The organism is Methylobacter arcticus, from assembly GCF_050917435.1.
GTDB lineage: Bacteria > Pseudomonadota > Gammaproteobacteria > Methylococcales > Methylomonadaceae > Methylobacter_A > Methylobacter_A titanis.
The window spans coordinates 2,974,433-2,988,108 of the sequence record NZ_CP159583.1 but is presented as its reverse complement, the minus strand read 5'-3'; the positions used below and the strand labels follow the sequence as shown (position 1 = coordinate 2,988,108).

The window sequence follows — 13,676 nt, the reverse complement described above, 5'->3', positions numbered from 1 at the left end:
CTCATGGCGATAGAATAACTTGTGGCGCGGCTAAAGCCGTTCCTACAATTGCGATAAATTCGATTCAGTGCAGGAAACAACGGTTAGCGTGACTAATGAACCATTATTTTGAGCAATCTTTGCTGCAGGCCACGGAACGCCTAGACGACGTGTTGCAAAACGACAGCTTTGCGTTGCGGGCGCGGGAAGTCGGGCGCGTCATGCAGGTCAGTACCGGCGTGGTGCGGGTCAAGGGTTTGCCGGGTGCCAAAGCCATGGAGTTGTTGCGCTTTGAGAACGGCGTGATGGGCATCGCTTTTAATCTCGATCCTGACGAAATCGGCGTTGTTCTGCTGGGCGAAAAAACCGACCTGAGTGCGGGTAGTCGCGTCGAACGTACCGGCCGGGTCGTCGATGTGCCGGTCGGCAAAGCACTGTTGGGCCGAGTGCTCGATGCGCTGGGACAGCCGCTGGATAATGCCGGCGCCATCAACACTGACTTACGCTGGCCGATAGAACGGGAAGCGCAGCCGATTATTGAGCGGGCTCCGGTTACCGAACCCTTGCAAACCGGGATTAAGGTTATTGATGCGCTGATCCCGATAGGTCGGGGACAGCGGCAGTTGATTTTGGGGGATCGCCAAACCGGAAAAACCGCCATCGCGATTGATACGGTGCTCAATCAGCACGACAAAAATGTCATTACTGTTTATTGCGCCATCGGGCAACGCGGGTCGGCGGTGGCCAAGGTCATTGATTGCCTGCGTAAAGCCGACGTACTGAAAAACAGCGTGGTGCTGGTCGCCTCCGGAGAGTCGACGCCCGGTCTCCAATATATAGCGCCTTATGCGGCGACCAGTATTGCCGAGTGGTTTATGGCTCGGGGCGAGGATGTGCTGGTGATTTATGATGACCTTACCCGTCATGCCCATGCTTATCGCGAGTTGTCTTTATTGTTGCGCAGACCGCCGGGACGCGAGGCTTATCCGGGCGATATTTTTTATCTGCATTCACGGTTGCTGGAGCGGGCGACGCATGTAAAGCCTGAGTTCGGCGGCGGCAGTTTGACGGCCTTGCCGATTATCGAAACCCAGGCGCAGAATCTTTCCGCTTATATCCCGACCAACCTGATTTCGATTACCGACGGTCAGGTTTACCTGTCGCCGACGCTGTTTCAAAAAGGCGAGTTGCCTGCGGTCGATGTCGGCAAATCGGTGTCCCGCGTCGGCGGCAAGGCGCAGCTTCCGGGTTATCTGAAGGTGTCCGGCCAGTTGCGCCTGGCCTATTCGCAGTTTGAAGAACTGGAAGCATTTGCCCGTTTCGGCACCCGTCTGGATGACGCTACCCGGCAGAGTATCGAACGCGGCCGCAGGGTCAGGGAAATTCTGAAGCAGGATGAAAACAAACCGCTGTCGGCGTTCGAGCAAATCGTGGTGTTGATCGCGGTGAATGAAGGCCTGTTCGATAGCCTGCCGGTTGCCGAGGTGAAAAAGCTGGGCTCTCGGTTGGGCGATGCGCTGCTTAATCAGCTGGCTGTACAACGGGAAAAAATCCGGGTCGGAAAGCGGCTTAGCGACGAAGATAAGGCGCTGGTGCTGGATTTTGCCCGCGCTGTACTGGCACCTGAGCCAATGAGTCATCATGCAGACGCTTGATGTCTTGCAGCGGGATATGGATACCGCCGCCGATTTGCAAGCCATCGTCCGCACCATGAAGGCGCTGGCCGCCGTCAGCATCAGGCAATATGAACGCGCACTGGAATCGCTGACCGATTACAAACTGACCGTTGAAATGGGCTTGCAGGTGGTGTTGCAAGATCGCCAGGCCGTGTTAACCGGACAGCAAAAAAAACAGCCGTTGTGGACCGGCGCTATCGTGTTCGGTTCCGATCATGGCTTGTGCGGACGCTACAATGAAAGCATTGCCGCCTTTGCGGCGAACGAACTGGATAAAGCCGGATGCGAACGCCGGGATCGTCGTATTCTGGCAGTGGGTGCCAGGGTCGACGCCTCTTTAAGGGGAATGGGGCAGGCCGTTGAGGCGCTTTTTTTTGTTCCCGGTTCGGTGGCGGGGATTACTGAAACAGTTCAGCAAATACTGTTGCATATCGACAGCTGGCAACAGCAAGGCATTGAGCGGGTGCTGCTGTTTCATAACGCGAATCGGCAACGGAAGACTTATGTCCCGCAAGCATTGGCGTTGTTGCCGATTGATCTTTTTAGCTTTAATCGCCTGAATGCCAAACCCTGGCCGTCCAGATCCTTGCCCACATTTACGATGGACAGCGAGAAGCTGTTAAGCTCGCTGATTCGTCAGCATCTGTTTATCTTATTGTTTAGCGCCTGTGCCGAATCATTGGCCGGCGAACACGCCAGCCGACTGGCATCGATGCAGGTTGCGGAAAAAAACATCAAGGAGCGACTGGAGTTACTGACGGCGCTATATCGTCAGCAGCGCCAGAATCAGATTACCGAGGAATTGCTGGATGTGGTCGCGGGATTTGAAGCATTGGAAGGTAAAGCCGATGAGTCAGGTTAATGGCTTGGTCAAGTAGATTACACAGTATTTAATGATTGTGGGGCGACTTTAGTCGGCCAGTCAAACTTGCTTAATCGGCGACTAAAGTCGCCGCCACATGAGATGACAAAGTTGTGACAATCGTAAAAATTCCATTAGAATCGTGTCTGGAAAAAGACCGGGCATACGAGAACAATAAAAAGCCTGGTCTTGATGTGTCATCTATTTCACCCTCACGAGGAGCTTTCCTTTGCAATTTTCAAACGGATTTTTCATTCAATTTATTCGCTTAGCGGGGCCTTTTTGGCACTCTGAAAACAAGTCCACTATCCGCAGTCTTGCGCTGGCTTTATTCATGCTCACCCTGCTACAAATCGGTATTGCCGTCGTCATCACGGTGTGGAGTGCCGATCTTTTTAATGCGCTTGAACAGCGTTCGATGACCGGGTTATTCATGCAGATCGGCCTTATCGTGCTGATTTTTGCCGCTAATATAGCGGTTACCACCGCTCATTTTAAAGTTAAGCGCCGTTTGCAACTCGATTGGCGAAGCTGGTTAACACACCGTTTAATCGGCCTATGGATGGCCGATGGTCGTCATTATCTGGTCACACATATTCAGGGAGCACACGATAATCCCGATGGACGAATTGCTGAAGATATTCGTATTGCGACTGAAGCGGCTATCGATCTTTGTCACTCCTTAATCTATTCCTTATTGTTACTTATTAGTTTTACCAAAATTCTTTGGGCACTTTCCGGTATCGTTATACTGAATCTGGGATTTGTTGAAATACCTATTTACGGATATTTGGTCTGGCTGGCTATGATCTATGCGGCTTGCGCTTCCTCATTGGGTTGGTGGTTAGGCCGACCTTTTACTCAGGCGACTGATGTACGGCAAACCGTAGAAGCCAATTTCAGGTTCGGTTTGGTCACTGCACGAGAAAATTCCCTGGCGATTGCGCTGGTTCATGGCGAAGCCAACGAGCAAACCCGTTTCGTCGCGCTTTTTAAGGATATTGTCCACGCTTGGCAGCGACAAACCCAAACCTGGGCGCATCTGTTCATGCTGACTTCCGGTTATTCGGTGTTGTCGATGGCGTTCCCTATTCTGGTGTCTGCGCCTCGCTATATTATGGGGAATATCACGCTCGGCGCCTTGATGCAATCAGCCCAGGCATTTCAGCAAATGGCTGGAGCCTTGTCCTGGCCGGTTGATAATATGGCCAAAGTCGCAGAATGGCGGGCTTCGGTTGAACGGGTATTGGGATTGGTTAATGGGCTGGGTCAGCTGGAGCAGGAAATCGCCCGTCATGATCCGCACCGGATTCATCTGAAAAAAACCGAAAAGGATGTTTTGCGTTTCTGCGATTTGTCTATTACCCGGCTTGACGGCATGATGTGTGTACCGACTATGGATTATGAAATCAGACCGGGGGAGCGCGTACTGGTTACCGGCAATGCCTTTACATGCTCCAAGTTGTTCAAGGCGATAGTCGGCCTCTGGCCGTGGGGAGAAGGGGTCATTGAGTTACCCAGCGATCCGGTGTTTTTTATGCCGCCACGACCTTATTTACCCACAGGAACTTTGCGGGCGGCAATCTGTTATCCGTCAACCAAAGAAAAATATACCGAGTCTGCGCTTGCAGAGGCGCTTGAACTGGTAGGGTTGGGCGAATTGCAGGAGCAATTTGATCACGTCGATAATTGGGACGGCGCACTTTCCCGCGAACAACAACAGCGCCTGGGCGTGGTTCGCCTGCTGTTGCAGCAACCCAAGTGGATCTTGTTGCAAGAGTCGCTGGACTCGCTGGATTCCTTGCGTGAAATGAAAATGCTGAAGTTGATAGCCCAAAAACTGCCTGATGCCGCGATACTGACAATTACCAACGAGCCTCTTGCAGAGGGGTTTCATCAACGGCGGATTGTGCTGTAACGGCTGCTGTCTTTAAGGAATAATAAAATGAAGCATGACTTTGATAATAAATACGGCAAAAAAGTGCGCGGCGTTAATCTGGGCGGCTGGCTGGTGCTTGAAAAATGGATGACGCCCAGCGTCTTCGAAGGTTTGAACGCGGTGGACGAAACCAGCTACTGTGTCGAACTGGGAGTCAAGGCCGAGCAGGCGCTTAAAAAACACTGGGACAGTTTTATCATTCGCGAAGATTTCGCCTGGCTGGCCAATGTCGGCATCAACGCGGTGCGGATACCGGTAGGCCACTGGATATTCGGCCCCGATTATCCCTATCATGCCAGCTATGGCGAAGTTACCCATCCCTTTGTGCCTGGCGGCATAGCCGTTCTTGATCGCGCTTTCGCTTGGGCAGAAGAGCTGGGCTTGCTTATCGTGCTGGATTTGCACGCCGCGCCCGGTTGCCAAAACGGCTTCGATAACGGCGGCATCAAGGATGTTTGCGAGTGGCACACCAAGCCGGAATATATCGAGCACTCGCTAAGCGTACTGGAGCGACTGGCCGAGCGTTACCATAGTCGCCCCGCCTTGCATGCCATTGAAGTATTGAACGAGCCGCGTTGGGATATAGACACCGCACTATTGAAAAAATACAACACCGATGCCTATCGCCGCATCCGCAAATACTGTCGCTCCGAAGACGTTGCCGTGGTTTATCACGACGGTTTTCGGTCGTTTCGCGAATACACCGGATTCTTGGCCGAACCGCAGTTCAGCAACGTGGTGCTCGACATCCATCGTTACCAGTGTTTTGCCCGCGAAGACATCGATACCGATATATACGGGCATATGCAAAAGGCCTGCATCGAATGGAAAAATGAAGCCGACGACATCATCAACGAATTCGGCTGGACCTATGTCGGCGAATGGAGCCTGGGGCTGGATTTAAAAATGGTGTCGCTGTGGGCAGAGGGACCGTTCAACCACGCTTTGCAGGAAATGGACGACTTCCAAATGGATGTCGCGTATCGGGGCTACGCCGCCGCCCAACTGGCTACCTTTGAAAAATATCTCGGCTGGTTTTTTTGGAGCTACAAGACCGAAACAGCTGCGGCCTGGAGTTTCCGCGATTGTGTGGACAGGGGGTGGTTTCCGGCTAAGTTCGATTGAAGCATCAGCAATAAGTACATTTTCCATCAGCTTAGTTTGACAAAAAGACCTTGGCAATCCATATAGAGCCAAGGCGAAAACCAAGTAAGGCAGGCTGGCGTGTGTCGCTTCTTTTACGCATTCGTCGTTTTGAATAGAGATGCTCTCGTCGATTATTAGTGGCATCAAATCACATCTGTTAACTCTTCAACATTCGTTTTTGTTCCGCTCTTTATCACACATAATCTGCAGTCATAATGCGCAGCAGTGTCCCGTCGGCAAACAGTTTTTTTAGCGCTTCCACCATCGCCGGATCAAACATGATGCTTGCATGCGCTTCGATATGGGTTATGGCTGTTTCCATCGACCAGGGCTCTTTATAGGGGCGTTTTGTCGTCAGTGCGTCGAACACATCGGCAATTTTTACAATGCGCGCTGATAGCGGAATATTTTCGCCGATTAAGCCGTGCGGGTAACCGCTGCCGTCATAGTTTTCATGATGGCCCGCAGAAATTTCCCGCGCGCATTCATAAAACGGATTGTTGCCTAAAATACGTACGCCAGCGAGTGGATGCTCTCGCATAATGTCCCATTCCTCAGCGGTTAATTTATCCGGTTTTTTCAAAATGGCATCGGGCGTGGCAAGTTTGCCGATGTCGTGCAGCATACTCATGAAGCCCATGTGCGCGGCTTCCGCAGCGTCAACGCCCATGGCGATGGCTAATGCTTCGGTGTAATGCTGCACGCGGTATAAATGACTGGCCGTATCCTGATCTTTACCTTCGGCTGCCAAACATAACATCACCACTGCGTCCTTGTAGGCAGTTTCCAATTGATCGCGCGCCGTCTCCAAATCGCGTTTTAAAACCAGCGATTCCAACGCCCGCACCACGGTTAAATTGAGTTCGGCCGGATCCCACGGTTTGGTGACGTATTTGTAAATATGCGCTTCATTGACGCAGGTCAGCAGCGATTCAACATCGGCATAACCCGTCAGTAAAATCCGAATGGCGTGGGGTCGGGCTTGCAACGCATGGCTTAATACTTGATCGCCGCTGATATTGGGCATGCGTTGATCGCAAATAATCAAATCGACCGGATGTTCATTCAAAAACGCAATCCCTTCTGCGCCGCCACTGGCCGATAGCGTTTTGTAGCCTTTGCGAAAGCTGCGCGTTAACGTCGCCAACACATCGGGATCATCATCAACCAGTAATAGCGTATGCATCTTTAAGCGTCCTTAATTAAACGAAGGGGAATAGCAATGATAAAGCGGGTGCCGCGATTCAATTCGGATTCAACCGTGAGTGTGCCTTGGTGTTTTTCAATAATACCGTAAGAAATCGATAAGCCAAGCCCGGTGCCTTCGCCCACATCTTTAGTGGTAAAAAACGGGTCGAATATTTTCTTTCTGACTTCTTCATGCATTCCGGTGCCGGTGTCGGCGATAGTAACGACTGCCTGATCAGCCACTTTAGCAGTGGTGATGAAAATACTGCCTTTGTCGGGAATGGCCTGAATCGCATTGGCGAGAATGTTCATAAACACTTGGTTGAGTTCGCCCGCATAACATTCGACGGATTCATTGAGCGAGTAATCTTTCTCGACGGTAATACGATCCTTGTAATGGTGATGCAGCATCTGCAAGGTCGAATCCAGGCCTTCTTCGAGCCGCACCGCTTTAACTTCGCCTTGATCGAGACGGGAAAAATTACGTAGCGACAACACGATATTGCGGATGCGGTCGGCCGCCTGCTTTTGGCTGTTCAGCAATTTAGCCAAGTCGTCGGTGACAAACGTGTAGTCAATTTGCGCCATGTGGGCGTTTAATTTTTGTGCGTTCGGCTCATTCATACAGCTTTGAGCAAATTCGACCGTGCCTTTAATATCGTCAATGTATTCTTCCAATGGCGGCATATTGGCATAAATAGCGCCGATGGGGTTGTTGATTTCATGAGCGATACCGGCAACCAATTGTCCCAATGAGGCCATTTTCTCGGATTGCACCAATTGCGCTTGGGCGGATTGCAGCTTTAGCAGCGCATCCTGCAATTGCTGGGTGCGGTCTATAACTTGGCGTTCCAGGCTGATATTCAAGTCTTCCAGTTCTTTTTCCACTACTAAGAATTTGTGAAACAGCTCGCCTAAGCGCGTGGTCATGCGGTTAAACGCATTGCCTAAATCGGCCACTTCATCGCGCCCCGAAACCGGCACCTTGATCGACAAATCGTTGGAATCTTCAATCGTGCGGATGGTGGCGGTCAATTTTTTGATCGGCGTGACCAGCAGACGACTGAGCAAGCTGACCAGCACAATCATCGGTACGCCGACCAAAGCGGCGGCAAGTAACAAATTTTTGGTCAATTCAAGCAACGGCTCCAGCGCGAGTTTTTCAGGCATGAACGCCGCAATTTGGAAGCTGAAATCGCCGACTGTTACGGGTTTTGAAATCGAGCCCAAATAGCTGATACCGTCAAAAATCCATAAGGGCCGTTCCGAAAAGTCATCATTTATCTCGATTGTTTTTACACCGTTAGCGGTAAAAAGATCTGCGCTGCCGTGGTTGCCTTCATGTGCTTTATGCAGCGCAAAACTGCTGTCTGTCGGCTCAAGTAGCCGGCTAATATCCTCCCACGAATGGGTCATAACCAAATAGCCCTGCATTTTTAATTGCGGCGGTTTTAACGCCGTCACATGAGCGATGACGCTGCCGTTAATAAAAGGCACCTCATGCTTGAATACCAGCGCGTAATCCTGTTGCGTTTGCCAAGCTTGGGGCAATTGGGTTTTTAGCACATCCTGCTGGGTGGAAGCGATCAGCACGCCTGCCGCGTTGAACACATAGAGATCCCCTTGTAACTGATAATATTGCTTAAGGTTTTTGAGCTCGGTGGTAATGCGCTTATCCAAATCGTCCACCACCACATCCAGCATCACCGACGAGGCTCGCCATGACAATAAGTTGGTGCGCTCGAACAGCAACACATTACTGATTTCAGCGGCTTTATGGTCGGCAATACCGGTGAGATTGTGCTCAATCTGCTGATTGATTTTTTCGCCGAATTGGTAGAACACCACCGCACTCAAGGTTGTGGTTACCAATAACACGATAAAACTGAAAAACAGCGTTAAACGAACTGAAAGCGAAAAGCGAGACATAAACTTACCCGGTTACTTGCTGGAAAATTGTTGCAGGATTTTGATTTGCGGACTTTGCGGCTTGGTTTCCACATAACCGATTGCCCCTTTAATCCGTTCCACAAACAAAATAACGGCCTGCTCGGAATTTTGGGTGACCGGCGGAGTCTCGCCTTTGAACAGCATTTGGTCCCAGTAACTGCCCAATTTATCCGGCGTGCTGTCAAAAATTTCCGCAGTAAAACGGGTACGGGCATCCGCTTGTGCGGGCAAGTTAATCGGCATGATGTCTTCGCCGTTTTCCCAATGTTTTTTCTTAAGCAAGTAAATCGCCGCAATATCGCTTTTATCCAGTTGAGCGGCGGGTAAATCTTTATTGGCAATGATGTATAAATCCGCCGACGCGATTGAAAACGGCATTAACGCGGCAGTCAGTCCTAAAACAAGCAATCGTTTCATCAGAATAACACCGCAATCGAGCTATAAAGACCGGTTTGATTATGGAAAACACTGCCTTGCGTTTGTTGCCATTCAAGTTTAAACGATAAGCGCGGCACAGGACGATAGACAATGCCGCCTAACGCGGTATCGGTCGAGGCCAGTTTGCTGGCAAATTCAAAATGTTCGTAGCGAGTAATCAGGTTGAAATGCTCGACCAAGGGTACTGCCATTTGCACATAACCGCCCCAGTCATGATTGCGATAATGGAGTTGATCGGTATCAACCTGCGTGAACAGTAATTCGCTTTCCAGCTCAAACCACTTGTGTTGCCAATTGCCGTCTACGCTGATGGAATTGCGAATTTCATTGCTTTTTGCAACGTCGGCATGTTGAAAGGATACGCCCAAGTAATAATCCAAATCTTCGTGCGCAATCCATCGGGCGCCGACAACGGTTTGATAATGGCGTTCATGTTCAGTTAACGGTTTAGGACTAAATTCTTCGACCGGTTGCCAATAAACTTCCAGCGCATGACCGGTTAACGCATCGAAATCGTGGCGCACGTTAATACCTGTCACGTAGTTGGCGCGGGAATAGGATGACGTGACCGGGCGATTGGTTGTCCATACCAACGGTGCGGCATGCACAATATTCCAATGATTGATCGGTGCCAGGAATTTACCCGTGCGTAAAGTGTCGTTTTCGGTGACGTGAATATCGTTATACAGTCGTTCAACGACCAGTTGTGCGCTATTGAATTGTGCGCCTTTACCTTCTTCCCAAAGCGGAATTTTGTAGGCTTCGGCCTCCAAAAAGGGGTTGAGCCAGCGATTAAATTTGCCCGAGACGAACAAGCTTAAGTCATCTAATTCAACGGCAGTGGGGCCGCGATTGGGCGAACTGGTCGCCAGTTTGGCATACCCCGAAACGGTGACGGCATCCAGCCATGATGCCGTTTGGTCGGCATATAGCGGCGGCGTGAAGCAAATCATCGCTAAACTGAACGCACAGACAAGCGCGCGACGATTGGAATGTAGCAAAAACGGCATAACGGTAGAATTCAGTAGATAAGCAGCATGGCGGTATTATACCTTCTAAAAACCTTATATTCTTCGCGGTGTTATGCCTTAAGTTGATTGAGCTTGATTTTCCGGGGTTCCCCAAAAGACTTTTTTATCCAACTCCATGCCTTGCTGCTACAATGCGCCCATCGTAAACTGCACAAGAATCGAACAAATGGATGTCATCCAACGCATTGCCGAAGAATTAGCCGTTAACATCAAGCAGGTCAGCGCCGCTGTCAATTTGCTGGACGAAGGCGCGACTGTCCCGTTTATTTCCCGCTACCGCAAGGAAGTGACCGGCGGTTTGGACGATACGCAATTAAGAATGCTGGAAGAGCGTTTGGGCTATTTGCGCGAACTTAATGCGCGGCGAAAAACCATTCTGGACAGTATCCGTTCTCAGGAAAAGCTGACGCCGGAACTGGAAAAGGCCATTAACGCTGCCGACACCAAAACACTGCTCGAAGATTTGTATTTACCCTACAAGCCCAAGCGCCGCACTAAAGCGCAGATTGCCCGCGAGGCGGGGCTCGAGCCGCTTGCCGATGCTTTACTGGATGATCGCAGGCTGATTCCCGAGCAAGTCGCCGCTGGCTATATCAATGCGGAAAAAGGCGTACCCGATACCTCTGCCGCTTTGGATGGCGCGCGGCAAATTATCATGGAACGCATATCTGAAGATGCCGAATTGTTGAGCGAACTGCGCGAACGCATCTGGCAAAAAGGCATTGTTCACGCCACGGTTGCGACCGGCAAAGAACAGGCTGCTGAAAAATTCAAGGATTATTTCGACTACGAGGAAGCTATCAACAAAATCCCGTCGCACCGGGCGTTGGCCTTATTTCGCGGCCGCAACGAGGATATGTTAAACATAACGCTGAAACCCGGCGCTGACGATAAAGCCGAGCACGACCTTTGCGCCCAGTTTGTGGCCCGACGCCTCAATATTACCGACAGCTCAAAACCGGCCGATGCCTGGCTGGCTGAAACCGCGCGTTTCGCCTGGAAAATCAAGCTGTACACCCGTATCGACCTGGACTTGAAGCTCAGGCTGCGCGAAGCCGCCGAACTGGAAGCCATCCGGGTGTTCGCCAGCAATTTAAGGGACTTGCTGCTGGCGGCACCGGCCGGTCCTAAAGCGACGATGGGCCTGGATCCCGGCATCCGCACCGGCGTTAAGGTTGCCATTGTCGATCCTACAGGAAAAGTGCTGGCTACGGACACCATTTACCCGCACCCGCCGCGCAAGGCGTGGGACGAATCGATAGACACGCTGGCAAAACTGATCCAAAAGCACGCCGTCGATTTGGTCAGCATAGGCAACGGCACCGGTTCCCGGGAAACCGACCAGCTGGTGGCGGATGTGATGAAGCGGCACAGCGAACTGAAGTTTACCAAGATCACCGTGTCGGAGGCGGGGGCGTCGGTTTATTCGGCGTCTGAACTGGCGGCCAAGGAATTTCCCGAGCTGGACGTGACCTTGCGCGGCGCGGTTTCGATCGCCAGACGCTTGCAGGACCCGCTGGCGGAACTGGTTAAAATCGACCCGAAATCGATCGGCGTGGGTCAGTATCAGCACGACATCAATCAGGTGCAGTTAGCCAAAGGACTCGATACCGTAGTTGAAGATTGCGTCAATGCGGTCGGCGTTGACGTGAACACCGCCTCAGTCTCTTTGCTTAAACAGGTATCGGGCTTGTCGGCCAGCATCAGCGAAAACATCGTGGCTTTCCGCAACGAAAACGGCCCGTTTACTAATCGCAAGCAATTGAAAAAAGTGCCGCGCTTGGGTGACAAGGCTTATGAACAGGCGGCCGGATTCCTGCGCATTATGAATGGCGACAACCCGCTGGATGCGTCTTCGGTACATCCTGAAGCCTATCCTGTCGTTAAGGCGATTATCGCGGATACCGGGAAATCGATCCGCGATTTAATCGGCCAGAGCCAGTTTTTGCGCAGCCTGAACCCGACCACTTACACCAATGAACATTTCGGTTTGCCGACGGTAACCGACATTTTGCAGGAACTGGAAAAACCCGGCCGCGATCCGAGGCCGGAATTCAAAAGCGTCGAGTTCAAGGCCGGCATCGAGAAAATCACCGACCTTGAAGTCGGCATGCGGCTGAACGGCGTGGTCACCAACGTCGCCAACTTCGGTGCATTTGTCGACATCGGCGTGCATCAGGACGGCCTGGTGCATATCTCCCATTTGTCCGATACCTTTGTCAAAGATCCCAGGGATGCGATCAAGACCGGCGACATGGTCAAAGTGCAAGTCATGGAAGTCGATGTCGCGCGCAAGCGCATTTCGTTATCGATGAAAACTAATCCTGAAGCGACTGATGCCAGACCCGAGCGCAATAATCAAAAGCAGGCGACATATAAGCCCAAACAACAGGCGCCGATCCAAGGCTCAATGGCTAGCGCCTTTGCCAAGGCGCGGATCAGTAAATAATTTTAGCCCTGCTATACTGATTCCAGTATTAGTACACCACCAGGATTTGATATGCGTAAACTCAGTCGTTTTTTCGTTCCTCTTTTATTTGTCGGCCTGTTTACGGCTTATGCGCCCCTGACTCAGGCAGAAATGCATTATGGCAATACGATTACTGTACCCGTCATGCAAACGGAGCAATCGCAATGCCGGAGTTATGGCGGCAAGGTCGGTAACAAGGCGTTGAATGCTTTTGCCAATCTGACCACCGGCGTGTTGGAAATTCCCAAAAATATCATTAACACCACCAATCAAAGCAATATTGTTTATGGGGCGGTCGGCGGCTTATTTAAAGGTTTGATTCATACTGCTGGACGCATAGGTGTCGGCATTGCTGATTTAGTGACTATACCGCTTCCTACCATGCCTATCGCTCAACCTGAATATATCTGGGAAGATTTTGATGTGGACACCAGTTATGGACCGGTATTTCGTCTGGACAAATGTCAAGAAGAGTCCCCCATCGATCAAGCGCCAGTCGCAGAGTCGGTTGTTGACGCACCAGCTGTAATTGCACCCAAACCAGAGCCGATTGATAATTCAAAGCAGTACCGCCAGGAAACCAATCAGAAACTGGATACGATATTCAAAAAAGAAATGATGAAATAAAGCGTGGCGGCTTAAAGCAAAAAAAACCGGAGGTGGAAGCCGGCCGGGCTTTTTTATTATCAATTAAGATTGTCGAGGAGCGGTGCGAAATGTCGGGTTTTAACAAAATGTCCATAAATCCCTTGCCTTCAGGTGTGGGATATAAGGATGCTCTTGGCTTTATATGCTAATACCAACGCATATACATGACGGCATTGTGCCATCGTCTTATGCAGCACAATACAAACGAGTTGCTTAGAAACTTGCTACGCCTGTTGCTTTCTCTGAAAGCTTGCGTAACATCGGCTTGAAAGGAAAGTTTCTTGATCGATTAAAGTAATGTGAAAGATGGATATAGGGGCGGATAATTCACGAACGGCTGCTCCTGGCC

10 protein-coding genes are annotated in these 13,676 nt (G+C 50.9%); 6 read left to right on the top strand and 4 right to left on the bottom strand.

What is annotated here, in order from left to right; all coding sequences use genetic code 11:
- The first annotated feature begins 95 nt into the window (after window positions 1-95).
- The 4 genes from ABXJ76_RS14160 to ABXJ76_RS14145 all read left to right on the top strand — a co-directional run bounded on the left by ABXJ76_RS14160 (window position 96) and on the right by ABXJ76_RS14145 (window position 5,581).
- Window positions 96-1,634, top strand: a complete 1,539-nt coding sequence (locus tag ABXJ76_RS14160) for an alternate F1F0 ATPase, F1 subunit alpha (RefSeq protein WP_432741378.1) — start codon at window positions 96-98, stop codon at window positions 1,632-1,634.
- Window positions 1,621-2,517 carry a F0F1 ATP synthase subunit gamma gene (locus ABXJ76_RS14155; RefSeq protein ID WP_432741377.1) on the top strand — a complete coding sequence of 299 codons (897 nt, stop codon included), beginning with the start codon at window positions 1,621-1,623 and terminating at the stop codon, window positions 2,515-2,517. The genes ABXJ76_RS14160 and ABXJ76_RS14155 overlap by 14 nt, the downstream gene beginning before the upstream one ends.
- 229 nt (window positions 2,518-2,746) lie before the next feature.
- Window positions 2,747-4,435: an ABC transporter ATP-binding protein/permease gene (locus tag ABXJ76_RS14150; RefSeq protein ID WP_432741376.1), complete on the top strand. Its 1,689-nt coding sequence runs from the start codon at window positions 2,747-2,749 to the stop codon at window positions 4,433-4,435.
- A 27-nt stretch (window positions 4,436-4,462) separates the two neighbouring features.
- Window positions 4,463-5,581, top strand: a complete 1,119-nt coding sequence (locus ABXJ76_RS14145; protein WP_432741375.1) for a glycoside hydrolase family 5 protein — start codon at window positions 4,463-4,465, stop codon at window positions 5,579-5,581.
- A 214-nt stretch (window positions 5,582-5,795) separates the two neighbouring features.
- Here the strand turns inward: ABXJ76_RS14145 and ABXJ76_RS14140 are convergent, their stop codons facing one another.
- Genes ABXJ76_RS14140 through ABXJ76_RS14125 form a run of 4 tightly spaced genes read right to left on the bottom strand, consistent with a single transcriptional unit; the run spans window position 5,796 to window position 10,188 of the window.
- Window positions 5,796-6,788 carry an HD domain-containing phosphohydrolase gene (locus tag ABXJ76_RS14140; RefSeq protein ID WP_432741374.1) on the bottom strand — a complete coding sequence of 331 codons (993 nt, stop codon included), beginning with the start codon at window positions 6,786-6,788 and terminating at the stop codon, window positions 5,796-5,798.
- 2 nt (window positions 6,789-6,790) lie between these two features.
- Window positions 6,791-8,719 carry an ATP-binding protein gene (locus ABXJ76_RS14135; RefSeq protein ID WP_432741373.1) on the bottom strand — a complete coding sequence of 643 codons (1,929 nt, stop codon included), beginning with the start codon at window positions 8,717-8,719 and terminating at the stop codon, window positions 6,791-6,793.
- Between the two features lie 12 nt (window positions 8,720-8,731).
- A complete protein-coding gene (locus ABXJ76_RS14130) occupies window positions 8,732-9,157 on the bottom strand; it encodes a hypothetical protein (RefSeq protein ID WP_432741372.1) in 426 nt (141 codons plus the stop codon).
- The gene (locus tag ABXJ76_RS14125; RefSeq protein ID WP_432741371.1) at window positions 9,157-10,188 is read right to left on the bottom strand and encodes a hypothetical protein; all 1,032 of its coding nucleotides are present in this window, start codon (window positions 10,186-10,188) and stop codon (window positions 9,157-9,159) included. The genes ABXJ76_RS14130 and ABXJ76_RS14125 overlap by 1 nt, the downstream gene beginning before the upstream one ends.
- A 187-nt stretch (window positions 10,189-10,375) precedes the next feature.
- On the opposite strand from ABXJ76_RS14125, the gene ABXJ76_RS14120 reads away from it, so the two are divergent.
- Window positions 10,376-12,658, top strand: a complete 2,283-nt coding sequence (locus tag ABXJ76_RS14120) for a Tex family protein (protein WP_432741370.1) — start codon at window positions 10,376-10,378, stop codon at window positions 12,656-12,658.
- Window positions 12,659-12,709: 51 nt separating this feature from the next.
- Window positions 12,710-13,306: an exosortase system-associated protein, TIGR04073 family gene (locus ABXJ76_RS14115; RefSeq protein WP_432741369.1), complete on the top strand. Its 597-nt coding sequence runs from the start codon at window positions 12,710-12,712 to the stop codon at window positions 13,304-13,306.
- Window positions 13,307-13,676 lie beyond the last annotated feature (370 nt).

Excerpts from the sequence above, each read along its gene's own strand:
- ABXJ76_RS14160 (WP_432741378.1), top strand. The coding sequence starts at position 96 with ATGAACCATTATTTTGAGCAATCTTTGCTGCAGGCCACGGAACGCCTA.
- ABXJ76_RS14155 (WP_432741377.1), top strand. The coding sequence starts at position 1,621 with ATGCAGACGCTTGATGTCTTGCAGCGGGATATGGATACCGCCGCCGAT.
- ABXJ76_RS14145 (WP_432741375.1), top strand. The coding sequence starts at position 4,463 with ATGAAGCATGACTTTGATAATAAATACGGCAAAAAAGTGCGCGGCGTT.
- ABXJ76_RS14140 (WP_432741374.1), bottom strand. The coding sequence starts at position 6,788 with ATGCATACGCTATTACTGGTTGATGATGATCCCGATGTGTTGGCGACG.
- ABXJ76_RS14135 (WP_432741373.1), bottom strand. The coding sequence starts at position 8,719 with ATGTCTCGCTTTTCGCTTTCAGTTCGTTTAACGCTGTTTTTCAGTTTT.
- ABXJ76_RS14130 (WP_432741372.1), bottom strand. The coding sequence starts at position 9,157 with ATGAAACGATTGCTTGTTTTAGGACTGACTGCCGCGTTAATGCCGTTT.
- ABXJ76_RS14125 (WP_432741371.1), bottom strand. The coding sequence starts at position 10,188 with ATGCCGTTTTTGCTACATTCCAATCGTCGCGCGCTTGTCTGTGCGTTC.
- ABXJ76_RS14120 (WP_432741370.1), top strand. The coding sequence starts at position 10,376 with ATGGATGTCATCCAACGCATTGCCGAAGAATTAGCCGTTAACATCAAG.
- ABXJ76_RS14115 (WP_432741369.1), top strand. The coding sequence starts at position 12,710 with ATGCGTAAACTCAGTCGTTTTTTCGTTCCTCTTTTATTTGTCGGCCTG.